This is a genomic window from Erythrobacter sp. S158 (genome assembly GCF_057364915.1).
Window position 1 is genome coordinate 374,991 of record NZ_CP200279.1, and the last position, 25,389, is coordinate 400,379.

Here is a 25,389-nt window from a genome sequence, read left to right on the forward strand (position 1 = left end):
TGTTGCGACAGCGGGACCCTTGGAGGGCCGGTGCGAAAGTGCCGGCCCTCTCTTCAATTCATGACGTCTTGAGGCGCCCACGTATCCCACTGAGTGTACGCTCGACCCATTGAAGCCGAGCCTGGCTTGTGGCGTTGATGTTATCCGCCATGATTGACGTCTCTGGCACTTCGGTCGCTTCGATATAGGCTGCGACTTCCTCCATTTTCGCGCGCATCCCTTCTGCGATCTGTTCGAGCCAGGCGATCTGTTCATCGACTTCAAGCAGATGAAGAGATTGTATCCGGGTTCGAAGCGGGTCGTCGAGAAGCAGGTGTGCTGGATCAACGCGTTTCGCCCACTCCCGTAAAGACGCGATACCTTGCTCGGTGCACCTAAGGTGTTCGGTCCGCCGTTTGTCTCCAGCGATTTCCTCACCCACGAGGAGGCCCAGATCCTTCAGCCGACGCACCATTGGGTAAAGCTTGCCTTTGCTTGTCCCGAAATGGGTGACAGGCGAGGACATGTAGATTTTTGAGATCTCATAGACTGTGACCGGCTGGGCGCGCTCGATGAGCGAAAGGAGCGTGCCTTCTCCATCCGAAACCGCATGTGTCATACGTGGTGCGCCATCGCCGCAAGTCTCCCCTGACCGGACGCCATAGGCATGTGTCAGAGTCGCATCAAGTTAGCCGAAGCGGGACGGTCACAACTACGCACTTCCCAAAAGGTACTTATCGCACTATCGCCCGGCTAGCGATGGATGACGTGCACCCACCCCTGAAATCGAGTGAAGAGCTTTGGCGCTTCCGCAGCAAGGTGTTGCTGTTCACCCTCCTTGCGATTTGCGCAGAGCTCGCTCTTCACGCGATGCGATTTCTGGGCATATGGCAGAGCGTGTTCTGGGACATGTATGCGCTGCGTTTCGTCGTACTGCTGTTCACCTGCGTCCTTGCGTATGTCGTCCTCGAATGGCTCGAAAGGGAGAGCCAGCTCGCGGCGATCCTCGCGCTTGCCCTTGGGTTCTTTCCACTGGCGATAGGTCACGCCCACGTGATGCGAGTGCTCGGCAGTGCGTTCGGGTTAGTGCAGGGTGAGCGGGGGCCGATCGTCTTTGCTGCAGAAAGTTGGGCGCTGTTCCTGTTGCTGTGGGGTTCGGCTGTTCTTGCAAGTTTCTACCGCACTCGTCTCACGCGCGAAAAGACCCTGCGCCGGGAAGCCATCGCCACTGCGCATCGCGCGAAGATGCGAGCGTTGAGATACAGGTTGAACCCGCATTTCTTGTTCAACACTCTCAATTCAATCGGTCTGCTTGCTCTTGAAAAGCGTAAGCACGAAGCGGAGACGCTGATCAGCCGTCTTGCGACCTTCTTGCGTGCGAGCCTGCGCAAGGACGTGAGCGGGTATCATTCTCTCGCTGCAGAATTCGCACAGGCTGACGACTACTTGCAAATCGAGCAGGTCCGCTTTCCCGATCGGCTTTCGACCAAGGTCGACTTGCCGAAGCACTTGGAGAATGCTGCTGTTCCGCCCTTCCTTATTCAACCGCTAATTGAACTAGCGATCGGCGAAGGGGTGTCTCGCAGCCCCGGACCAGTCACCTTGGAGATCAGGGCCATCCGCGACAACGAGACCCTTCAGGTCGAGCTTGGCTGGCGAAGCGAGCAACTTGCAGATGATGGTCCTCCAAACTCGGTTGCCGGACTTCCAGATCTTACAAGTGTTATTTCTGAGGAATACGACTTGGCGGTTGAAAACCGGCAGGGGGGAATGCTGCTGAAATTGAGGGGGGCACTGCGTTACATCGTCGACGCTGAAAGCCAGGCGGCATCGGATTTGATCGGCGAACCGCCGTTAGCGACAGAGCAGGTCGATGGCTAATTCGCACACGCTTTTGACCAGTTTGATTTCGCAGAGCGATCGAGCGCGTCTTCGTCAGCGTGCGCTTGTTCTCAGCCTGGCGCTTTGGGCCTTCATGATGGGACTGCTTTATTACGCCGGCACCTTCACTTCGGGAGGGCCAATCCCGCCGTTTGAATTGTGGTTGATACGTCTTGTTTGGATGGCCTCTGGCTTTGCGTTGGGGTGGCTTATCTATCGCATTCTCGAATGGAGTGTGGAGCGCAGTTCGGTCGGACCGATTGTCTCCCTTGTAGTGCTTGTCTGCGTATTTGGTGCGCTCCATACCATAGCCAATTCGCTGCTCTATTTCGAATTAGCCGGGTTGTCGGCGACGCCGTTTCAAATGTTCGGCTTGGTGACGTACTGGCTTCACTTCCAACTCGCTTGGGGAGTGCTAATCCTAACACTGGTGATGGGCGCGCAGGCGAGCGCGGAGCGGCAGGCGCGGTTGCAAGCACAGCGCGAGGCGCAAGTTGCGCAGCTCGATGCACTTACCTTTCAGGTGCATCCTCACTTTCTCTTCAACACTCTCGGAGCGGTGTCTTCGCTGGTGGGTGAAAACCAGTTCGAAAAGGGCGAGGAAATGGTGCGCAAGCTCGCGGTATTTCTCAGGCGCAGCTTTCGGCGCGAAGCGAACGACGATGTTACGCTAGAGCAGGAGTTTGAGGATCTTCGGGTCTATGTCCGGATCGAACGGATTCGTTTCGAAAAGCGCTTCGATCTGAAGTTCAGCCTTTCCGATTGTGCAAGCGATGCATTGGTTCCCGGTCTGCTTTTGCAACCACTGGTTGAAAACGCGATCAAATACGCAGTCGCACCGTCGGCCGATTTCGTTTCGCTCGAATTGGCGGCGAAGCGGATCGGTGACGATGTTGAGATAACACTCACTGATGATGGGCCAGGCGCCCCGCAAACACATGGGCTCGGCACTGGCGAGGCCAACGTCCGAAACCGTCTTGTAGCGAGATTCGGCGGCCGAGTTCTGTTCTCTTCGGGCGCGCGCCCGGGACGCGGTTATCTTGTCCGTATCAGGTTTCCCTATCAGACGAGCATCAAATCAGAGCAGGGTGAGGCTCGCTCAGAATGAAACCACTGCGCGTGTTCATAGCCGATGATGAGCCCCTCGCGCTTCGGCGTGTGCTTCGCTCGGTCAAGTCCGTCGACGACACAGAGATCGTAGGGACCGCATCAGACGGAAAGGAGGCGCTGGCGGTCATTGCCGCCACCAGGCCAGACCTGCTCCTGCTCGACATCATGATGCCCGGCCTCACAGGCTTCGAGCTCCTCGAACATCTCGATGAGGACCAAACACCCTCGGTGATATTTATCACCGCATTCGACAACTTCGCTGTCGACGCTTTCGCTCAAGGGGTGGTGGATTACATTCTCAAGCCGCTCGACGACACAAGGCTCGCTCAAGCGATCGAGCGTGCGCGAGAGAGGATGGAGCTGGACGCGAACCGGGAACGCTTCGCGCAATTGCGTAGCGCACTAAGCCGAATGAACACCGACTTTTCAACCGTCATACCTTCGCCATACGAACGGGACCTCTGGGTGCGCGAAAACGGGGTCGTGCGTCGCGTCAGGGTCGAGGATATCGACTGGATCGAAGCGGCCAACGACTACGTATCGCTGCACACAGCAGGCGGCCAATATCTTGCTGACGACAGCATCCGCTCGCTTGCCAGACGCCTCAACCCTGATCAGTTCCTTCAGGTACATAGAGGCGCCATAGTCAGGATCCAGGCGATCAGTGAGATCAATCGGGAGAAGTTCTCTGCGATCAGCCTGACTTTGAAGTCTGGCGCGCGAGTGCGAGTAAGCAAGTCGTTCAAGCGTGCGGTCTTCGACGCTCTAAAACTCTGATCAGGTTGGCATTTTATAGACGCGCTAGCCACTCACAGGGCAAAGCGAGCCACTCACCGATTTTCGGTCAGTGCGTCGGCAACTCCTCTGCATCTTTCAGAAGGGATCAGCGGAGGGATTGATGGACGAGAAACTCACGGCGCGCGCAGGTTTGATCGGAACTTGGTTCACGAAGCCAGATCGGCACAACGCAACGTCGCCTGATACATCGTCGCGACTGACGCCGGCGCAGGCGCATTTGCGCCGAAAACCGCTCGGCTTACTTTAGCACCGTTACCTGCGGCATCCGCTCCCGCTGCGGAACGTTGAAGACCTGCTGTTCAAGCATGGCATCGGCACTTTTCATCAGTCCTTACGGCTTTGGTGGCACAGGCTCGGCATCAAGTTCGCAGCCGACATCAAGCGCAGCCGGATCAACAGGATGAGGAGCTATACAGACGGGCGCGAATGTGCCGATTAGGTGTTCGTAAAGCCAAAGGCGAGACGCACAATTTGCGGCATACTGTCGATCATGACTGCGAGATATTGGCATCGAAGACCGACAGGCAGTTCTACAAATCGAACCGCTCGACTGAATTGGCCAAATACCCCATCAGCATAGTATGATCGTGTATCGGGGTGAAAGCGGCCCTGCTAAGTGCCGGCAAGTTGCTAATCGACTGCCTCCACCGCCACCTTGCCTCAAGATCGATGACCTGACGCATCCGGTCTGCTCGGGAAGGCTGGTCATCGGCAACACCTCGCTCTAGGCTCGTCCGCGTAAGGGGTCTCTTGGAGGGGATATGGCTGGTCTCAACTCAGCAGACGAAGCGCGTCACTCGCCGCGTCCCAAACTGTTCCTGAGCTACACCCGCGCCGACATCGGTCAAGCCGGCAATCTGCGCAAGATACTGGAAGCCAACGGTTTCGAGGTCTGGTGGGACCAATTGCTCGAAGGCGGCGTGAATTATCTGCCGACGACCGAAGCCGCCCTTGAAGGGGCGGATTGTGTGGTCGTCTTATGGACCGAGCGGTCAGTCGATTCGAGCTGGGTGCGTGATGAGGCGCAGCGCGGGCGGGAGCGAGGGTGCCTTGTTCCAGTCACTCTGGACGGAACGATGTCACCGCTTGGCTTCCGACAGATCCAGCTTCTGGATATGAGCAACTGGTCAGGGGCATCCGACGCGCCTGAAATCGCAAAACTGGTGAACGCGATCAACGGACAGGTCGCAGCGAACAAGGGTGAAAGCGCCATGGCTGCGCCGAAGGCCTCACCCGCCCCTATTTCATCAGCATCGAGCGCGCCAGCAAAGGAAGGCGTTTCGCGCAGGGCATTAATGACCGGGGGGGCAGGGGTCCTGGGCGCGGGGGCACTGTTTGCGGCGTGGCAGCAGGGCCTGTTTTCGAGCGGCGATGGTGACGGTTTCCTCTCGATGGCTGTCCTGCGCTTTGCCAATCTTACAGGGGGCGAGGATCAAGTTTGGTTCTCAGATGGACTGTCCAACGAATTGAGGCAGGCGCTGTCTCGCAACCCTCGCTTAAGGGTCTCGGCTCCGACCTCGTCCAATGCAAGCGACGGAGACGACGATTTTGCGATCGGTCTTGCGCTGGGCGTTAGCTCGATCCTGCGCGGTAATGTGCAGCAAGTGGGCGAAACGGTTCGCATCTATGCGGAGCTGCTAGAAGTGGACGGCGGGGTGGTCCAATGGTCTGAAAGCTATGACCGCAATTTCAGCGATGTTCTGGCCTTGCAAAAAGAGATCGCCGCGGCGGTTGCCCTATCGCTCGTTGCACGCATTGCCAGCGACAGGGCGGCGCGCAGCAGCGTGGAAGAGCAGGAGGGCGTCGGCGGGACCGAAGATGTGCGCGCATACGAGGCATTTCTTCGCGGTGAGGCGCTCTATGCGTTGGGGCCGGGCGAAGAGATCAAGCGATCCGCGCTTGATCAATATGACGCAGCGATCGGTTTCGATCCTCAATACGCCGCAGCCCATGCAAGGAGGGCAAACACGCTTGCCGCCATTGCCAACTCTGCTTCCGATCCGGACGAGGTAGGCCGCCTTTTTGACCAGTCGATTGAGGCAGCAAGGCGGGCGATCGAAATTGCACCCGACTATGCCAAGGGGCATCTCGCGCTCGGATATGTGTTGAATTTTGGCCGGATGGATCGCGCTGGGGCCTACCCTCACTACAAGCGCGCTGAGGAACTGGCTCCGGGCGATGCCGACACGATGCGCTCAGTCGCCACATTCTATTCCTTTGGGAACCAGCGGGCTTTGGCGATGCAAATGATCGAGCGCGTTGTCGAGCTTGACCCGCTCAACGCATTGGCGTTTCGCAGCGCTGGCTTCGTCGCGCTTTTTGCCGGCGCTTTCGATCAGGCGATTGCCTACATGGAAAAGGCGCTCGAGCTTAATCCCAGCCTTGCCAATTCCTTCTACGCGATTGGCGCCGCCAAGCTTGCACTGGGAGATGATGTCGGCGCGCGCGATGCGTTCGACGCAGAGGCGATCGACCTTTTTGCTCTGCCCGGCCTTGCGATCGCGAGGCGACGGTTGGGTGATGAGGCAGGCGCGAGTGAGGCGTTCTCCAAGCTTGTTTCCGATTATGGCGATTCAGGGCTTTACCAACAGGCGCAGGTGCTTGCGCAATGGGGTGAAAGCGAACGCGCTCTCGCGGTGCTCACCCGCGCGTTCGACAAAGGCGATCCGGGCGTGCTGCTTACTACCAACGATCCTCTGCTTGACCCTCTGCGAGGGGAGCCGGGTCTTGATCGTTTGCTTTTGCGGCTTTCCTCGTGATAGCCGTGTCGCGGGTCGATTTTCCAAGGGGGAAATAATGAAGAAAACATACCTTACGGCATTGGTAGGCGCAGCTGCGCTTTCCCTTTCCGCCTGTGCCGGCGAAGCCACTGACGCCGCTGAAGAGACCACCGACGAAATGGCTGAAGAAGCCGGCGAGGAAATGGCCGAAGAGGGCGCTGAAGAAACCGCGGAAACTCCGGAAGCCGATCCGGTCGAGGGTAGCGGCAATCCTGTCGACCCGATGTAAACCGCGGCAAGACTGCTTATTCGAAGGCCCGGTTCAGGATCGTCTGAACCGGGCCTTTTGATTCCGAAGACGGCTGGACCTCAGGGACGGATGCCGAGCATGTCGTCCAGCCAATCCCGTGCCGCCGCAACGCGGGTGTAGCGGCTGGCTTCGCCGGTTTGGCCGCAGGAGCGACCAGAACTCACCACTCCGATGACGCGCGGCCTCCGGTCTGCGTCGCTATAAGTGATCAGCGGGCCGCCGCTGTCCCCCTTGCAGGCCTGTTCGCGATTGGGGCCGGCAGCGCATAGCATCGTGTTCCACTGATCACGCGGAAAGCGGGTGATGCCGTTGCAACGCGCTTGCAATTCCAGAAGCAGCCTGGCGCTCTGAAGCGATGCGGTGCTCGATGCATCATCAAGCTGTGTGCGTCCGAAACCGTACACGTAGACAGGCGCTCCGCGACGGATCACGCGGTCTTCCATCGTTTCGCGGTCGGTCGCGATGCTGGTGATCGAGTTGACCGGGCCGTCGCGCCGACCGGCGCGCGGATTGTAGCGTACAAGGGCAATATCGTAGGCGAAGGTTTCAGGATCATAGTCCGGGTGATCCAACACCTGTACGATTGGAAAAGAGATGCCCTGATCTTCATGCGGATCATGCACGCCCAGCCTTACGGTGTAGCCGCGACCCTCGATCAGCCCTCCATCGTCGGTCAGACAGTGCGCTGCCGTCAGGATCCAGCCGGTTGCGATGAGCGATCCACCGCACAGCACCCGCTGACTTTCATTGAGATCGATCCCGAAGCTTCGTTCCGGCCGCCAAATCAAGGCCTGCCAGGGCGCCGCGCCCGGCTGTAAGCTTTTGCCACCAATGACCAGATCCTGCGGCATGCAGACGGTGTCGGTATAGACCGTGCCTTCAAACTCGATCTCGCTTGTGGCGCACCGATTGCGCCTTGCTTCGCGCTCCTGCTCGGTGAGGAAAGGGTCGATCCAATCGGTATCGCCTTCCTCGATCGGAGCGGGGTAGCGAATGCCGGCCTGTGTCAACGGAGCGTCGGGATCGGTCGCGTAGGCGTTTTCGAGATCCTGACAGCTTCTGCCCCAATTCGCATCGCAAAGGCGTAGCATCAGATCGTAATGGCGAGCCATGTCGCGCTCTATAATCTCGCCACGCTCGAGATGCTCGGCAAGCTGTGAGCACGCAAACGCGTGCTCCGCCGCGCAGCCGCGCTCGAGATAGGCGATGCCTTGGTAGACGGCGTCGGCATCAAAAGGCCCAGGGCCATCCAACACCATTTGCCCCGCCTGCGCACACGCTTCGGTGGCTCCGGCATAACAGGCATATTCGTAATAAGCCTGGGCCAGCTGTGGGTCGTGAAGCGGCGTGTCGAAGTAGCCGTAGATCTCGCCCAGCCTTGCGCATGCCGAATTGTCGCCGGATTGACAGGCATCGGATTCTATCCGCTCCTGGCGCAACGCTTTCGCCTCCCAGCACATGCGATCCGGGCTCAGGTAGCAGGCGCGATCATAGTAAGGCAGCGCTGCTTGGTTGTCGCGGTAGCCGCCGTTGGCCAAGAGTGCGACCTCGCCGCGCCGTTTGCAGGCCAATGCGTCGCCGAGCTCGCAGCCACGGTCAAAGAGTTGCACCTTGCGGGGATGGCGGGGCGATGTTTCGTCGAGGCCGTAATAGCTCCACAAGTCGGCGCAGGAGCGTGCATCGCCCCCAAAACAGCCACGCGAGTATAGCGAGACAACCTGGTCACGGCGCAGGTATTCGGGGTCGGACGAAGCGATCTGGTCCGCGATGTCACGGCAGGCAAGCGCGCCGCCTTTTTCGCATGCATCGCGCGCGAGTTCACCCGCGCGTGCCTCGTTCTGTTGGACGCCGTCACCACGGCGATAGGCGCGAGCGACTTCCGCGCAGCCATCAAGCGAGCCCAAGTCGCAGGCGCTGCTGAAAGACGCGAACGCGCGCGTTCGAGGCTGCTCTAACCGTGACGCGAGAAGCAGTAGCCCAAGATCGACGCAGCTTTGGGCATTACCAGCCTCGCACGCTCTATCCATTAGAATCCCCGCTACGGGGCGGTTCTGGGGCGTTCCCTCACCGTTCTCGTACGCTTTGCCGAGCTCGCCACAAGACGCGAGGTTACCCATCTCGCAGGCCTGCTGTAACGCGGCGAAGGTTGCAGCTTCATCGCGCAGCCGCTGCTCGGATTTGCCTATTGGCGCCTTTGGCGTGGAGATCCGGTCATACTCGATCCTGTCGATAGGCGTATCGACCGGCTGCTTGAGATCGTTTCCAGATGTTTGAGCATGGGCCGCAATTGGCGCCATCGCTATCGCCGCAGCCAGCAATCCGCTTGCAATTTGTCGGTGCATTACTCGCATCCTCCCCCCGCTGCAGGGCAGGCTGCGCCCAGCTCTCGGGGGTGTCAACCTGTGCGGGCTTGTGCCCGGTAATGATCGGACGGTAAGGAATGGCATGCACTTGCTCAGGCAGCGTGCATTTCGGGTGACAACAGGGGCATAAAGCGAAGCATTAATGGATCCCAAAGCGCTCGCTCCCTGGACGCCGCATCTGGCGCTCGCGATTACCGGACACCGTCCCGACAACGCTTCTCTCGAAGCGAACGAGGCTGAGGTTCGAGACGTCCTTTCCGACCTCTTTGATCGCTTTGACCGCCTGCGACGCGAAGATGCCGATTCTGCCCTCACCGTTCGACTGCACTGCTTGCTTGCCGGCGGTATCGATCAGATTGCAGCCCATCTGGCGCTTGAGCGGGAATGGTCGCTTGTAGCGCCGCTGCCATTCGGAGCCGAGCTCAACCTTGCAATCAATGCGCAGGCTAAAACCGCTGCAGATGTGCAAGCTTTCGCAAAGGGCCAACGTCCTGGCGATGCTGAGGTCGAGGCCCGGGCTGCGGCGATACGCGACCTCATGGACCGGGCGCATGTGTTCGAGATCGCGGATCGCGATGACGAGATACGCACCGTCTTGGAACAAACGCTCGACGATCCCGCCGACAAAGGCGCGGCGCATCGGTTTGCTGCGCTTGCATCAGACAATGTCGCATTGGCGGGCCGGGTGATGATTGAGCGATGTGACCTCCTGATCGCGGTCTGGGACGGCAAGATGACCGACCTGCCAGGGGGCACGGGGCACACAGTACTTCACGCGCTGGAGCAGGGCACGCCGGTCTTGGTGATCGACCCTGCAATGCCGCGCGGGTGGTCGATCCTGGTTCGGCCCGAGGAACTTGGTCACCGCGGGGCCGATCATGGCGACCCCGACAGGGACCGGCTGGACGCGCATGTCCGAAGTGCGCTCGGCCTCGACGGTGAAAGCATGGACGCGCTCGACAGTGAGAAGTGGCGGCGCAAGCCCGGTTTCGCCTTCGGGTTCTACCGCAAGATCGAAGCGCTGTTCGGAGGGCGTTCCGTCAAATCGGGCACTACCAAGGCCGCTTACGAATCTCCTGAAGCGATCGCGGACGGATCAGCTTCGGCGGTTCTCGATGCAACGCGAGGACTGCTCGGGGAAGACCAGCATCTGCATCGCCGCTTGCGCGACAGCTTGCTGCCCATGTTTGCGTGGGCTGACGGGGTGTCGAGCCGATTGTCCGATGCCTATCGCAGCGGGATGTCGGTCAACTTCATCCTCTCGGCGCTCGCGATCATTGCGGGGATTGCTTACCTGCCGTTCGACCTCGCCAAGTATAAATGGATATTCGCATCGACCGAGCTGGTTCTGCTCGTGCTCATCCTCGCCATCACCTACGCAGGATCACGCCGAGCCTGGCATCGGCGCTGGTTCGAGACGCGCCGCGTCGCTGAGTATCTGCGCTTTGCACCCGGTATCCTGATGATGGGTGTCTCGCGCCCGATCGCGCGCTGGCCGAGAGGTGAGACGGCGCAATGGCCCGAGCGTTTTGTGCGTGATGCGCTGCGCGATGCAGGACTGCCCGAAGCCCGTGTCGATCGCGACTATCTTCGCGGGGTACTTTCAGATGTCGTGCTTCCGCACGTGCAAGGTCAGCGCCAATACCATGCGGCCAAGGCCGAGCAGCTACACCGGGTGCACCATCGGATAGACAAGACCGCTGAGTGGGGTTTTCTCGCCGCGGTGTTTTCGGTCTCGGTCTATCTGCTCCTCGAATTGGGCGCGTTGACCGGCGTTCTTCCTCGCGACTGGCCCTACGCCACGGCCAAGGTTTTCACCTTCCTCGGAGTTGCATTTCCAACGATCGGCGCGAACCTTGCCGGTATCCGCTATTTTGGAGATTTCGAGCGCTTTTCCTCGATTTCCCGCGTGACGGCCTCGAAACTGGGCGATGTCGAGGAGCGGATCAAGCTGCTCCTCGATGGCAACGAGCAGCGCCTAACCTACCATGTGGCCTCTGACCTCGTGCGCGCGATCGACGATATCGTGGTGGAGGAAATCGAGAGCTGGCAGGCGGTCTACGGAGCCAAGCATCTCGCGCTGCCCGCCTAGCGGATCGCGTCAAACAATACTTGTCTGCCGAGAACAGAATTATGCTGAAAATCGGGCTTTGATGTATTTGGCAAGTAATTTGCGGCTGCCTTTTCGCGTCAAATAGATCGGTTCGGTAAACGCCCCTAACTCGCAATTAACCATTCTCCTATAGCCCTGTTCACGAGGCGCGAGGCGTTCTGTCATCGCGAAAACGGGGACGCATTATGCATTTATCAAGCAGCCCGTTTCTGCACGCCGATGTGCAGGGCGGTGATTTGCGGGCGGGGATCGGCGGTTTCGTGGCCGATGGGTTTGAGCCTGTTGCCCACGCTTTCGAAGCATCAATCATCTCGGGAAGCGCCTTGGGCGCAGCTTGCACGATCATGCATCGCGGCGAAACTGTGGTCGATCTTCAGGGCGGCTGGAAAAGCGTCGAGCGAGCGCGGCCATGGACCAATGACACGGTCGCACTGGTCTACTCACTCACCAAAGGTCTGACCGGCATGGCTGCCGCCGTGGCCGTATCGCGTGGTCTGTTTTCCTATAACGAACCGGTCGCCGATATCTGGCCCGAATTTGCAGCCAATGGCAAAGGGGCGGTGACCGTCGGCGAGGCATTGTCCGAGCAGGCTGGCCTTGCAGCGATTGACTACAAGCTGACGGTCGACCGTCTCGGCGATGAAGAGGCGATTTGTGCCGCGATAGCGCGTCAGAAACCAAATTGGACGCCAGGCGACCATTCGGGGAACCACGCCTACACATTGGGCTGGATCGCCAGCGAACTGATCCACCGCCGCGATGCTCAGGGACGCCGACTGCCTGAGTTCTTCAACGAAGAGATCGCACAGCCACTAGGCGCTGACGTCTTTGTGGGGCTGCCCGAGGACTTCGACCGTAAACGCATCGCCCGGATCGAAGGGTTCGGGATGCAGGACCTCTTCATCCACCACACCACGATGCCTTGGCCGCTCACCTTCAAGATGTGCTTGCCGGGAACGCTCGCTTTCCGCACGCTCAACAACCCGCTGGTGCTCGAAGGGCCCGGCGCGCTCGATAACGAGGGGTTCTGGCGCGTCGGGCAGGGGGCGGCTGGCGGCATGGCGTCGGCGCGCGGTTTAGCGACGCTCTACGATGCGTTTACGCAACGCGGCGACGCGCTGGGAGTGACGCCTGATGTCATGGCAACGCTCAAGCAGGGGCATCCATACCCTCGCAAGGGTCTGAAGGACCAAATCCTGACCGCCGACATGTACTATTCCTACGGTTTCGAAAAACCTTTCAGCGAGTGGGAGTTCGCCCGCACGCGCAGCGCCTTTGGCAGCTTCGCAGTCGGCGGCTCGCTGGCCTTTTGCGACCCCGAAGACGGGGTCTCCTACGCATGGATCACCAACCAGCTTGGTACCGGAAAATGGGACGACCCGCGCGAGAAGATCGTTCGCGACGCCTTCTACGCATGTCTGGAGAACACGAAATGAGCATTCGTCACGTCGTCCTTTCGGACATCCACCTCGGCGCGCGCGACAGCCTGCTGACCCATGTCGATGGCACCGGCGCGATTGCTGATGGCCCGTCAGACGTTCTGCGCGCCTTTGCCGCTGCGATCGGCGAAACCATGCAGGGTGAAAAGCCGCAGCTTGTGTTGCTTGGCGATGCGCTGGACCTTGGCCTCTCGCCATTCGGGGATGTGTCGAAGAGTTTCCTGCAATTGCTCGACGCTTTCTTTCCCAAGGATGGGCCTAAGCTGTTCCAGCGCGAGATCGTCTACATCGCAGGCAATCACGATCATCACCTGTGGCGCATGGCGCAGGATCACGGTTTCGTGACTGCGCTTCAGAGCGGCGAGTTGCCGGAGGATCTCGAAGCTGTGACAACGATTTTCGGCACGCCGCGTCATCGTTGCCGACTGATGGAATCGCTGATCGCGCACCGTCCGCATCTGGAGGGCGCTTCGGTCAGGATCGCTTATCCGAACTGGGGTCTGTCGGACCGTGAGAGCGGACGCGCCGTGGTCATGCATCATGGCCATTACCTCGACGGCATGTACCGCTCGCTCTCGAATGTGCGCGGCTTCCTCGAAGACAGCGATCCGCGCCCTTCGACCATGCGCCAGCTGGAACAGGAAAACGGTCCGTGGATCGACTTCCTGTGGTCCGATCTGGGAAGTGCTGGCGATGTCGGCGGCGAGGTCGGCTCGCTCTACGAAACCATGCTGAGCGCTGGCGCGAGCCACGATTTCGCAGAAGGTCTCGCGCGCCGGATCACGGGCGGTCTCCATGCCAAAATGGGCATCAATCCCAAGATGCCGCTCAAATACGGGGTCACCCTCGACAACCTCATTCGTGCAGGCATCGACATCACCGCGGGTCGCACCGCAGAGCGTCAGCGCGATGGCTATGGCCATGTGCTTGGTGCAGACGAGGTCGACGATCTTGACTGGTACATCGGCACCCCGCTCGCAAAAGCGATGGAGGACGAGCTACCTGGCCGCCCGCGCGAGCTTTCCTTCATTTTCGGGCACACCCACAAGCCGTTTCAGGATGAGCTCAAGGTCGACGGCTTCGACCTGCCTGTCGCGGTTTTCAACACGGGAGGCTGGGTGCTTGATGAGCCGACCCTGATGCCGGTGCAGGGTTGTGCAGCGATGCTGGTGTCCGACACGCTCGAAGTCGCATCCTTGCGCCTTTTCAACGATCCCACCGACGGCACCATCGCCCCTGTCCGGGTCGAGGGAAGCGGCCGCATCAGCCGCCTCATCGACGAGGCATCGCAGGCCGTGGACCGCGCTTCAGCAAGCTGGGCCGACTTCTCGCGCCTCGTCCACGCCCGCATCATCGAAGAGGCGGAAAAGCGCTCCCGTCTGTTGCTCGATCGCTCCAGCGCACAGCTGCGGGAGGCAGCAGAATGACCCAGGCAATTCCAAATTACGGCCAGAAACGCATCGCCAAACCGCTTGCCGAGGCAAAATCGCATTACACCGTCCTCGTCGTCGGCTCTGGCTATGGCGCAGGCGTCGCAGCCTCGCGCCTTGCGCGGGCGGGACAGGATGTGTGCGTGCTTGAGCGCGGGAAGGAGATCCTTCCCGGTGAATATCCGAACAAGCTCGAAGACGCGCAGGGCGCTATGCAGTTCAACGCAAAAGGTGGCCGGATCGGTTCGCCTGACGCTCTTTTCGAAGTGCATGTGAACGATGACCAATACGCGCTCGTCGGCTGCGGGCTTGGTGGAACATCGCTGATCAATGCCAACGTCTCGCTCGAACTCGACAAACGCCTGCTCGACCAAGCCCATTGGCCGGCGGCTTTCCGCGAGGACCGTCACGCAATCGACGCCTATTACGAGCGCGCGCGCGAGATGCTGTCGCCTAATCCTTACCCGGATACCTACCCCGCGCTCGGCAAGCTCGATGCGCTGGAGCATTCGGCCAAGGCGATGGGTAAGCGCTTCTACAAGACGCCGATCAATGTCACGTTCGAGGACAAGACCAACAAGTTCGGCGTGCCTCAGCCTGCCTGCACCAATTGCGGCGATTGCACATCGGGCTGCAATGTCGGCGCGAAGAATACCACGCTGATGAATTACCTGCCCGATGCGGCAAATCACGGCGCTGAAATCTTGACGCAGGCCAAGGTGCTGTGGATCGAGCGCGACGGCGAACAATGGCGCGTCCATGTCGAACACAACGCGGAAAGTTCGGCCGGCGAGGTAACGTCGATCACTGCCGACCATGTCGTGCTTGGCGCAGGCGCTATCGGGTCGACCGAGATATTGCTGCGTTCGCGCGAGAAGGGGCTTTCGCTCTCCGATCATCTCGGCAAGCGTTTCTCGGGCAACGGCGATGCGCTCGGCTTTGCCTATGACAGCTACTACAAGACGCAGAAGGACGGCGACGTCGTCACCGCTCAGCCGATCTATGCGCTGGGCGTCGGCACGAATGACGTGAGCCAAGAAGCCTATCCCGGCCCTTGCATCACCGGCATCATCGACATGCGCGATGCAGAGGATGTGACGCAAGGCCTTGTGATCGAAGAAGGCGCTGCTCCCGGCATTATCGCGGCCGCTCTCGGTCCTGCGTTCTTCTTCGGAGAGGCGCTGGCCGATGGCTTCACGCGCTTCGGCTTCGATCAGGTGAAACCGCGTTTGCTCGACGCAAAAGCGATGGGCGAGGCGGTGCAGACCGATCCGGGCAGCATCGCAGACTGGGCTTACAAGGGCCCGATGTCGCGCACGCAGACCTACCTCGTGATGAGCGTCGACGACACGGGCGGATCGCTCGCTCTCGAAGACGACCGCATCACGATCAACTGGGCGGATGCGGGCGAGCAGCGGACCTTCCGTCACGACGACGACAAGATGCGTGAGGCGGCGGAGGCTATCGAGGCGCAGTATTTCTCCGACCCGCTCTGGTCGGACAAGCTTGGCCGCAAGCTCATCACCGTCCATCCAATCGGCGGATGCGGCATGGGGGACGATGCGTCCTCCGGCGTCGTCGATGACACCTGCCGCGTCTTCGCGGGCGCTGATGGTCGCGAGGTTCATCATGGTCTCTATGTCTGCGACGGAGCGGCGCTTCCGGGCGCCGTGGGCGTAAACCCGCTCCTGACGATCACCGCCGTGGCCGAGCGTGCTGTCGAGAAAATGGCAAAGCGCGAAGGCTGGACCATCGACTATGCGCTCGGTGAAGAATCCGCGCTGCCGCCGCCGGTGATTGAAGAAGAGGAGATCAGCGAACACAAGCCGCTGCCTCATCACGAACACCTCAAGCTCGGCATCGCCAAGTGGGTGGCAGGTCATGCGATCGGGCCGGTCGCCGACGCCGTGACAAAAGCGGGCAAGCACTTCGAAGACGGTGCGATCGAAGAGGGCAAGGCCGCGATCCGCAAACTGGTGAAGGACCATCCGGAAGCGATGAGCCCTGGTCTTTCCTTCACCGAAACAATGGCCGGGCACATCAGCGCAACCGGCTGCCACCATCGCCCTTGCGGCCATGTCGAGCGTATTCGCGACGACTATGCCAATGGCGCGGCATGGGGCGAGGCCGAGGGCGGCGAGTGCCGCTTCAAGCTGACTGTCACCACCGAAAACCTGCACCGCATGATCGAGGAACGCGAACATCGCTCAAAGATCACTGGCGAGGTGCTTGTGAGCGCGATCGCTCCTGACCCCTTGCCGGTGCGCGAAGGCACTTTCCGCCTGCTGGTTGCCGATCCCGACAAGGCCGAGAGCTGGAAGATGCTCTACGACATGGTGCTTGAGGGGCCGGACGGACCGATCCACTTCCACGGGTTCAAGACGCTCGAACAGCGCGGCTCGGGCACTAGCAAGTCCGATCCTTGGACCGACCTGACCACGCTGTTCGTGACACTGCGTCATGGAAAGGATGAAAGCGGCGATTTGATTGGGCGCGGGGTGCTCAAGCTGGGCATCGACGAATTCATGCGTCAGCTTACGACCATCACCGTCCACGATGCCGACACGCTGTTCGGCCATATTGTCGGCCTGATCCCGCGCGCGAAGAAGGCAGTCGAGACCTTCTTCGTCGCGAAGTATGCCGGGTTCTTCGCGATGACCGTATTCCGCGCATATGGTGGCATGCTGGCGACGCTCAACGACTTCGCCAAGTCGGACGCAGCCGAGCTCAAGTTGCGTAACCTACGCTTGCCGAGCGCCGAGCGACATATCGTTCCAACCGGCGACGGCGTGAATATTGGCCTGACCCGCTATCGCGGCGGCTCGCGGGGGCCCATCGTTCTTGCACCCGGATTTTCGGTGCGCGCATCGAGCTTTGCGACGCCAACGGTCGATGAAAACCTCAGCGAAAGCCTTGTCGCGCAAGGATACGACGTGTGGCTATTCGACTATCGTGCGAGCGCAGATTCCGGCAACGACACCGAGCATCCGCCCGAGTTCAACATCGACGATATCGCGCGCTACGACTGGCCCGCGGCTGTCGCAAAGATCCGCGATGTTACTGGCGCTGCCGACGTGCAGGCGCTCGCTCACTGTGTCGGCTCGATGAGCCTGCTGATGGGCATCGGTGCGGGCCGGGTGAGCCACGTGCGCTCGCTCATCAGTTCGCAGCTGACGCTTCACCCTGTGACCGACTGGCTCAACTACATGAAGGCCGATCTGGGTATCGCTGGAGTGCTGGGAGAGATCTCCCTGCTAGACGGGCACATGGACTTCGTGAGCCAGGGGACCGAGGCAGACTACGAGATCGACGCGGTTGCCTATCAGTTACCCGTGCCGGAGGGTCAGGAGTGCAAGAACCCGACTTGTCGTCGTGTCTTCGGCACCTTTGGCCCAAGCTGGGATCATCGCCAGCTTGGCCATGACACGCACCTTGCTTTGGGTAGCATGTTCAGCCGCGTATCGCTTTCACCGTTCAAACACCTGGGCGATATCATGCACAAGGGGCTGGCGGTGAACGCCGACGGCAAGGCTATCTACACCGACGAAGACGCGGCGCGGCGTCTCGCAATGCCGATCACCTTCCTGTCAGGCGCAACCAACCAAATCTTCTACCCCGAGAGCGGGCAGCGCACGCGGGTCTGGCTGACCGAGCACAATGGCAGCGAGCTTTATCGCCAGCGCATTGTGCCCGATTACGGCCACATGGACCTCTTCATCGGTCGCAATGCGAGCCGCGATGTGACGCCGCTTTTGCTTGAGGAGCTGGAACGCCTGGACCGGATGACCGGATCGGGGGATTTAGGAGCCGAAGCGCGCAGGATCGCCTGATTACTGCGCGCTGCCCGTCTTGAAGACATAGACAGGGCCGAGGTCGACTTCCTGCGCGGTCCCGCCGAAATAGACCTCAAGCTCTGCGCCGCCTGCGCCGTAGTCGCGCGGGGCCTTGGTCTCGATCCGGATTAGCTGCCAGTTGGAGCCGATCCGGAATCGGTTCGAGGCGAAGCTTTCGAATGGAGGCAGGGTGCCCTGAATGCGGGTGGCTGCGACTGCCTTGCCGTCTTCGGTGCTGGCGCTGACAGTGCGAGCGGCGATCGCGATCAGTAGGTCGTCGCCTTCCTTGATCGTCCGGGTGATCGGGATTGTCGCGGCGATATCGGTGAGCTGCGATGCCGGATCATCGACCGCGAACCGCGTGGCGCGCATCATCCAGATTTCGTTTTCGGCGCGATTTTCGATAGTCCCGGTCGAACCACCGAACTTCCATGCCGACTGGCTTGGGTCGTTGATAAGAAGACCAGCGTCCTCAAGCACCTCGGGCATTTCGAGTTCGGGGATTTCGTAGACCACCGGGGCGAGCGCCGCAGGGCCAGTCGCCGCGATCGTCTCAGCGCCGGTCACGACGATCGCCTGGCCGATCTCGATCGTCTGGCGTGTGCGACCGAATTGCAGCGCGATGATGCCGTCGCTCGATCGAAGGCGCTGTTCGGCACTGGCGGTGACTTCGTACCATTCCCAGTCATTGCCGATGCTCAGCGTCTCCTCGCCGAAACCGGGAAACGGCTCGACGTTGCGTTGGAAACGGACCCGCACGACACCGCGACCATCATCGGTGTCGGCGGAAATGGTGCGGGCATAAAAGCCGACAGTCACTGTATCGCCTCGCGAAACGCTTTCGGTCAGCGGGATGTTGGTCCCGGCAGTGTAGATGAACTCCGCTGCACGGGTGACCTCGAAACGACGCGCCGCGCCGCCGCCAGGAATGCTCTCGTCGACCACTGAAGACGCGTTGAGATCAGCGCCATAGCTTTGCCAGTCGATGCGCGAGGGATCGTTCACGAGGTCGCCCGGCAATTGCGCGTCGAGCGCAGCAACCGCCTCTTCACTCTGGGCGGTCGCGATCTGCGGCGACGCGATCCATGCAAGCCCCATCAGGACTGCCATAATCCGGTTGGTTTGCTTTCTCATGCTTCTTCTCCGTGTCCGCCTTTCTTTACGGACGATCCTGTCAATATTGATAACGCTAACAACAAGGAATGCAAAAATTTGCAGGCGATTTCGTGGGTTACGTCTGGTGCTGGTCAGGCAGCCTTGGCAGGGCAGTAGCGCGAGAGATAATCGCCGTGGCCAGGCATGTGCTGGATGAGGAAACGGATGGACTGCTCCATCTCGTCGATCTCCTTGCGCGTCGAGGCCGGGTCGAGCGAATCCGCCATCGCGTTGTGGCCAGTCATCGCGATGCCTTGTCCCATCATCACTGCCGCCCAGCTGGTCTCGGTGAAGAGTTCGTCCTCCTCGCGGAAGATCTGCCCATTCGCTTTGAACAGCTCGACTTTCTCGGTGAGCGTTTCGGGCACGTCCATCGTGCGCACATAGTTCCAGAAGCCGGAATCGTCGCGGCTGGTGGCGTTGTAGTGCAGGATCAGAAAGTCGCGGATGCGGGCATATTCGCGGCCCGTTAGCCGGTTGAACGTGTCTTCCTGCGTCTGCGTCACTCCGTCCAGCGACAGAAGCGAAAGAAGCTTGTCCACCCCGGTGTTGATGAGATGGATAGATGTCGATTCCAGCGGCTCCATGAAACCCGCCGAGAGGCCGAGCGCTACTACGTTCTTGTTCCAGAACTTCTTGCGGCGACCCGTCGTAAAGCGCAGGAAATTTGGATCTGCCTGAGGTTTGCCCGCTATGTTGCCCAGCAGGATATCAAGCGCCTCCTGGTCTTCCATGAATTCGCTGCAATAGACATGGCCGTTGCCGTTGCGGTGCTGCAGTGGAACCTGCCACTGCCAGCCCGCACTGTGCGCCGTCGCCCGGGTGAAAGGCGGGGGAGGGCTGCCATCATCGCGCCCGCAAGGCAGCGCGACTGCGCGGTTGCAAGGTAGCCAGTGAGTCCAGTCTTCATAGCCTGTCCCAAGCGCCTGCTCGATCAGCAGACCACGGAAACCCGAGCAATCGATGAAAAGATCGCCATCGATCTTGCGCCCATCGTCGAGCGTTACGCCGGTAACGAAGCCCGTTTCGCCATCGAGCGATACGTCATCGACCCTGCCTTCCTGGCGCACCACGCCGCGCTTCTCTGCGTAACCGCGAAGGAAGGCGGCATATTTGCCCGCGTCGAGGTGATAGGCGTAATTAATCGGCGGCAGGTCGTCGCGCTGCTTCTGGTAGTCCTCACTGCGCATGAACTTGCCGAAATAGGCAGCCATCGTTTCGACGTTGAAGACCTGGATCGGACGATTGTCGCCCTCTTTCGCAAGCTTGTGCCAGACATGGTGGAAGGAAATGCCTCCCATCGTGTAGCCGTAGGCGCCGAAGGGGTGGATATAGCTGTCGCCGCGCTTGCCCCAGTTCTCAAACTGGATGCCAAGCTTGAAAGTGCCCTGGACGTTCGACAGCAATTCGCTCTCTGGAATGCCCAGCAGATCATTGAAGCCAACGAAGGGCGGAATGGTCGCTTCCCCCACACCCACGGTTCCGATCTGCTCCGACTCGATCAAGGTGATGTCGAGCGTGCGACCTGATTTCAGTCGAGACAAGGCTGCCGCCGCCATCCAGCCCGCGGTCCCGCCGCCGACGATCACTATGTGTTGAATTGCCATGTGTTCCTCTATCCCCAGACCGGCAGCGTAACAGACCTTTCGCGCCCCTGCCAAATACCACGCTGTGGCATGATGGCCACATCAATTATGAACGATTTGTTGCAAGCCTTGTGAACGCTAACAAATTGAGGTAGCCCTCTGTCAATCGAATTGTCGGCACAAAGCCCGCATGCGATTTTTCGGAGGGGATACCTAATAATGAACACCGGTCGAATTGCGCCCAAAGGGCGTCTTTTTGCATTGAGCACCGCTTCCGGCCTCGCCATCTCGATGGCGGCAGCCATGCCAGCCTATGCTCAGGACAACGACGCTGACGAGGACGAACAGGTCGCGTCCGAAACGGCGGATACCGAAAATGTCATTATCGTTTCAGGCTTCCGGGCCTCGCTGGAAAACGCGCAGAACATCAAGCGCGACTCCGACACCTTTGTCGATGCGGTGACCGCAGAAGACATCGGCGCGCTGCCCGACCGCTCGGTTGCAGAGACGCTTCAGCGTATCCCTGGCGTCAACATTGGCCGGTTCGAAAAGACTTCCGACCCCGACCGTTTCTCGGTCGAAGGCACCGGCGTCATCATTCGCGGTCTTCCATTTGTGCGCTCCGAGCTCAATGGCCGCGACATCTTCTCCGCGACCGGCGGCCGCGTGCTTAGCTTCAACGACGTTTCGCCTGAGCTTCTTGGCCGCGTCGAGGTGTTCAAGAACGTCACCGCAGACATGGTCGATGGCGGTATCGCCGGTACGGTCAATCTCGTCACCCGCAAGCCTCTCGACAACCGCGGTACGCGCCTTGCGGGTACGATCGAAGCCAACGTTGGCGATCTTGCCGAAGAAGTCTCGCCAGGTTTCTCCTTCCTTGGCTCGACGACTTACGAAAGCGATGCAGGCTCTGTCGGTCTGCAGTTCGGCTATGCGCGCTCTGAACTGATCAGCCGCACCGATGCCTCGCAGGTCACTGACCCATGCTTCCGTGCCGATACGCTGGATGGCCCATGTTTCCGTACCACTGCGGTCTCGTCAGCTGGTGTCGGCGATCCGACGGGCTTTGACGCATCGAACTTCCCTCCGGCCAACACCGTCGTGGTGCCCAAGGGTGCAGGTGTTCGCACGACCGAACTCGAGCGCGACCGCGAGGCGTTCAATGCTGTCGTTCAGTATGAAAGCCCGAACCGCGATTTCCTCGTAACGGTCGAGTGGCTGCGTGCTGAGACATCGTTCTTCACCGACGAGAACGCACTCCTCGCGCTCGTCAATGACGATGCGCTGTTCCCGGTCGAAGCTCCGGGCAGCACTTGGCAGTTCGACAGCAATGGCGTCTTCCAGAGCGGTGTGCTGAGTCAGCGCGTTGGCGATGCTTATGCCAACCCGTTTGGTCGTGGCGGCATCCCGCTTGAGTCCCTCCGCTTCCAGCGTGAGACGCAGGCGAGCACGCAGGACTTCTCTATCGACGTCGACTGGGAGGTCACGGACCGTTTCCGCGTCAATATCGAAGCGCAGCGTATCGAAAGCGATCTTCGCCAGGATTCGATCATTGGCTCGATGAACAGCTGGGCAAACATCGGTCTCGACCTCACCGGCGAGACGCCGCAGGTCAGCTTCCTTGCGCCTCCGGGGGCCCCTTCGGATTACTTCACCAGCGGAGCAAACACCTATTACTGGTTCCTGCTCGACTCGCTTGCGCAGAACGAAGGTGACCTCGAAAGCGTCCGCTTCGATGCCGAGTATGACATCAGCGACGACGGCTTCTTCAAGAGCGCCCGCTTCGGTGCGCGCTGGGCAGAGCGTGAGCGCATCACCCGCGACACCAACTTCAGCACCTGGGGCAACCTGTCGGCTCCTTGGGCAGGCCGTGCCGGTTGTGCACCGTGGGGCGCAGGCCCGGGTTGCGGCGCAAGCGGCCCCGGTCCTTTCGGTAACGGATTTATTCCGGGCCGTTTCTTCACCGGTCTTCCCGGTCAGGAATTTGCGATTGCCGGCGGCGCCTATGTCGACGATTTCCCGGCGTTCTCGAACTATCGCACTCCGTTCGGTGACGGCTTCCAGCGCGGAAATGCGCCGACCCCGATCGAGGGCGGTGGTGCGTTCTTCTTTGGAGGTGACGACTTCCTTGGTGAATACCTTTCGGGAGACTCGGCGCGTCAGGCCCGCGAGATCAACACCTTCTCGCAAACCCCGAACCCATTCTTCGGTGTTCAAGGCCGCTCGTTCACCGACATCGCAGGCAATGTCACCGCATGTGATCCCTTCTGCCCGCCGGAAGTTTCGGACGTCGCAGAAGTTACCCGCGCGGCATATGGCCGGATCGACTTCGGTTCCGACTTCGACAATGGCTGGAACCTCGAGGGCAACTTCGGCTTGCGTTATGTCGAGACCGAGGTTCGCACCGGCGGCCTGATCGGCTTTCCGAGCCCATTCGGCTTCGATGATCCCAGTGTGACCAACGGTCAGGGCAACGGCGATGGCATCGTCCAGGTGGCCGAGATCGACGCTTCGTGCGGCCGCACACCTCCGGGTCAGACGCTGCCGGGCTTCTGCGGGCTTTCCGATGCTCGCAAGGCCGAGTTCGCTGCCGCGTTTACGGGCGACCTTATCGTCGATGATCGCGACATCACCTTCGATCACTGGTTGCCCAGCTTCAATGCGCGCCTCGATGTGGGAGGCGGGCTGTTGTTCCGTGCTGCGGTTTCGAAAGGCATTTCGCGGCCAGACTTGCAGCTGTTCCGCTCGGGCGGGACAATCGCGGACAATACCGGCGATCTGCAGGCCGAGGGCACTTTGGGAACAGGCCCGCTGTTCCAGCTGTTCACCGGCAACCGCAACGTTCGACCGGTCGAATCGTGGAACTACGACCTATCGGTCGAGTGGTACTTCGACGATGTCGGCTCGCTCACGCTTTCGGGCTTCGTCAAGGACATCGAGGGCATCGTCAATTCGGGCATCGACACGGTCGATTTCATCGCGCCGAGCGGGAACCTGACCGTTCCGGTTGAGGTTAATGGACCGGTCAATGCCGAAGGCGGAACGCTCAAGGGCTTCGAGGTCGGTTACCAGCAGGTCTACGACTTCCTGCCGGGTATCCTGAGTGGCTTGGGCCTTGCTGGTACCTACACCTACATCGATGGCGGATCGTTCTCGAACGCCGACATTGCTGGCAACACCGGCCCATTCTCCTCAAGCCAGCCTCTTGCGGGTATCTCGGAGCATACGGTCAACGCCACGATCTTCTACGAAAAGGACTGGCTGTCCATGCGCGCCGCGTACAATTGGCGCTCTGACTTCCTGATCACGCCGCGAGACGATATCTTCCCATTCTCGCCGGTATTCCAGGAGGACACGGGACAGCTCGATGCATCGATCTTTGTATCGGTCACCGATTACCTCAAGCTCGGCGTGCAAGGTGTGAACCTGCTCGACGAAGTAACCGTGACAAGCCAGGTTATCGACTTCGACGGCACACGCATCACGCGTTCGGCGTTCCGCAACGACCGCCGCTTCACGTTCCTTGCCCGCTTCGACTTCTAGGGGATCTGTCGAAGCAATCGAGACCTCGAGTGAGTGTATCGGGTAAGGGCAAGAGGGGGCTTTGCTTGAGGGGGCAAAGTCCCCTCTTCTTGCTCGGGCTTCGTGCACCTAGAGATCGTTGCGGGAGGGAATGAGATGAAGCGAAGCATGCAGATGGTAACGGCGTGCACGGCGGCGCTCGTGCTCTCAGCTTGCGCGGAGCCCGGCGTGGCCAAGAGCGATGCGTCCGAAACGACAGTCGCACCGCTCGAAGGTGCGGGGTGGGAGCTGGTCTGGTCGGACGAATTCGACGGCGATAGCCTCGACCGCACGAACTGGACACCTGAGCAATCGTGCTGGGGCGGCGGCAACAATGAGCGCCAGTGCTACACCGACCGGCCCGAGAACATCTCGGTTGAAGAAGGAGTTCTGCTGCTGAAGGCGCGCAAGGAAACCTTCACCGGCCCAAACCGACCGCCTGAAATTGCCGCCGACCCCAATCCGCAGGTCACGCAGGAATACACTTCCGGCAAGGTCCGGACACGCGGTCTTCATGCATGGCGCTATGGACGGGTCGAGGTTCGAGCGAAGGTTCCGCCCGGACAAGGTATGTGGCCAGCGGTCTGGATGATGCCGGCGGGTGACCATTATGGTGGGTGGCCGCTTTCGGGTGAGATCGACATTCTCGAGGCGGTCAATATTGGCGCGCAGTGCGATGAGTGCGAGGGCGATGTTGGCGAAAACCGCACGGTCAGCGCGCTCCATTTCGGCGATCTTCCCCCGAACAACCGCTATGTCGACAGCAAAATCGCGCTGCCCGATCTTTCGCTGCCTTCGGACGGTTTTCATGTCTACTCGGTCGAATGGGGCGAGGGGATCATCCGCTTTCTTGTCAATGATCGCGTCCATGCGGTCTACACATCGGAAGACTGGGACACCGGTTCTGCGAAGGCGCAAGGCAACGCAAACGCTCCCTTCGATCAGCCAATGTATGTTATGGCCAACCTTGCAGTGGGCGGGCGCTGGCCTGAACGCGACAATGAAAAGGGGCTTGCACCTCAAAGCGTTCCGGCTCAATTCGAGATTGACTGGATCAGAGTTTACCAATGTGGGAGCGACCCAGGGACGGGGCGTGCCTGCATCAAATAGG

General features: G+C 60.2%; 15 protein-coding genes. 11 read left to right on the forward strand and 4 right to left on the reverse strand.

Translation table 11 applies throughout. The features are described from left to right. Positions 1-58: 58 nt before the first annotated feature. Positions 59-598: a helix-turn-helix transcriptional regulator gene (locus tag AC0V6T_RS02040; RefSeq protein WP_486123889.1), complete on the reverse strand. Its 540-nt coding sequence runs from the start codon at positions 596-598 to the stop codon at positions 59-61. 149 nt (positions 599-747) lie between these two features. Here AC0V6T_RS02040 and AC0V6T_RS02045 point away from each other — a divergent pair, with 149 nt between their 5' ends. The 5 genes from AC0V6T_RS02045 to AC0V6T_RS02065 all read left to right on the forward strand — a co-directional run bounded on the left by AC0V6T_RS02045 (position 748) and on the right by AC0V6T_RS02065 (position 6,777). Next, positions 748-1,860: a sensor histidine kinase gene (locus AC0V6T_RS02045; protein WP_486123891.1), complete on the forward strand. Its 1,113-nt coding sequence runs from the start codon at positions 748-750 to the stop codon at positions 1,858-1,860. Continuing rightward, positions 1,853-2,968, forward strand: coding sequence for a sensor histidine kinase (locus AC0V6T_RS02050; protein ID WP_486123893.1), 1,116 nt, complete (start codon positions 1,853-1,855; stop codon positions 2,966-2,968). The genes AC0V6T_RS02045 and AC0V6T_RS02050 overlap by 8 nt, the downstream gene beginning before the upstream one ends. After that, entirely contained in the window at positions 2,965-3,747 is a 783-nt protein-coding gene (locus tag AC0V6T_RS02055; protein WP_486123895.1) for a LytR/AlgR family response regulator transcription factor, read from the forward strand. Before AC0V6T_RS02050 ends, AC0V6T_RS02055 begins: the two co-directional genes overlap by 4 nt. A gap of 782 nt (positions 3,748-4,529) precedes the next feature. Beyond that, on the forward strand, positions 4,530-6,527 hold the full coding sequence (locus AC0V6T_RS02060; RefSeq protein WP_486123897.1) for a TIR domain-containing protein: 1,998 nt from the start codon (positions 4,530-4,532) through the stop codon (positions 6,525-6,527). A gap of 37 nt (positions 6,528-6,564) precedes the next feature. Further along, on the forward strand, positions 6,565-6,777 hold the full coding sequence (locus tag AC0V6T_RS02065) for a hypothetical protein (RefSeq protein WP_486123899.1): 213 nt from the start codon (positions 6,565-6,567) through the stop codon (positions 6,775-6,777). Positions 6,778-6,857: 80 nt separating this feature from the next. Here AC0V6T_RS02065 and AC0V6T_RS02070 read toward each other — a convergent pair whose 3' ends face one another. After that, entirely contained in the window at positions 6,858-9,140 is a 2,283-nt protein-coding gene (locus tag AC0V6T_RS02070) for a trypsin-like serine protease (protein ID WP_486123901.1), read from the reverse strand. Between the two features lie 163 nt (positions 9,141-9,303). Here AC0V6T_RS02070 and AC0V6T_RS02075 point away from each other — a divergent pair, with 163 nt between their 5' ends. From AC0V6T_RS02075 to AC0V6T_RS02090, 4 genes are all read left to right on the forward strand, one after another. Beyond that, positions 9,304-11,253 carry a hypothetical protein gene (locus AC0V6T_RS02075; RefSeq protein WP_486123903.1) on the forward strand — a complete coding sequence of 650 codons (1,950 nt, stop codon included), beginning with the start codon at positions 9,304-9,306 and terminating at the stop codon, positions 11,251-11,253. Between the two features lie 206 nt (positions 11,254-11,459). Further along, on the forward strand, positions 11,460-12,710 hold the full coding sequence (locus AC0V6T_RS02080; RefSeq protein ID WP_486123905.1) for a serine hydrolase domain-containing protein: 1,251 nt from the start codon (positions 11,460-11,462) through the stop codon (positions 12,708-12,710). After that, positions 12,707-14,140, forward strand: a complete 1,434-nt coding sequence (locus AC0V6T_RS02085; protein ID WP_486123907.1) for a metallophosphoesterase — start codon at positions 12,707-12,709, stop codon at positions 14,138-14,140. Before AC0V6T_RS02080 ends, AC0V6T_RS02085 begins: the two co-directional genes overlap by 4 nt. Next, a complete protein-coding gene (locus AC0V6T_RS02090) occupies positions 14,137-17,973 on the forward strand; it encodes a GMC family oxidoreductase N-terminal domain-containing protein (protein ID WP_486123909.1) in 3,837 nt (1,278 codons plus the stop codon). Before AC0V6T_RS02085 ends, AC0V6T_RS02090 begins: the two co-directional genes overlap by 4 nt. Here the strand turns inward: AC0V6T_RS02090 and AC0V6T_RS02095 are convergent, their stop codons facing one another. Beyond that, positions 17,974-19,110, reverse strand: coding sequence for a hypothetical protein (locus tag AC0V6T_RS02095; protein ID WP_486123911.1), 1,137 nt, complete (start codon positions 19,108-19,110; stop codon positions 17,974-17,976). It lies immediately after the preceding gene. 113 nt (positions 19,111-19,223) lie between these two features. Continuing rightward, entirely contained in the window at positions 19,224-20,738 is a 1,515-nt protein-coding gene (locus tag AC0V6T_RS02100) for a tryptophan halogenase family protein (RefSeq protein WP_486123913.1), read from the reverse strand. A gap of 240 nt (positions 20,739-20,978) precedes the next feature. Between AC0V6T_RS02100 and AC0V6T_RS02105 the strand changes: the two genes are divergently transcribed. Together AC0V6T_RS02105 and AC0V6T_RS02110 are read left to right on the forward strand one after the other, a co-directional pair. Next, positions 20,979-24,260 (forward strand): TonB-dependent receptor, encoded by a 3,282-nt coding sequence (locus AC0V6T_RS02105; protein ID WP_486123915.1) that lies wholly within the window; start codon positions 20,979-20,981, stop codon positions 24,258-24,260. Positions 24,261-24,395: 135 nt separating this feature from the next. Next, a complete protein-coding gene (locus AC0V6T_RS02110; RefSeq protein WP_486123917.1) occupies positions 24,396-25,388 on the forward strand; it encodes a glycoside hydrolase family 16 protein in 993 nt (330 codons plus the stop codon). Position 25,389 lies beyond the last annotated feature (1 nt).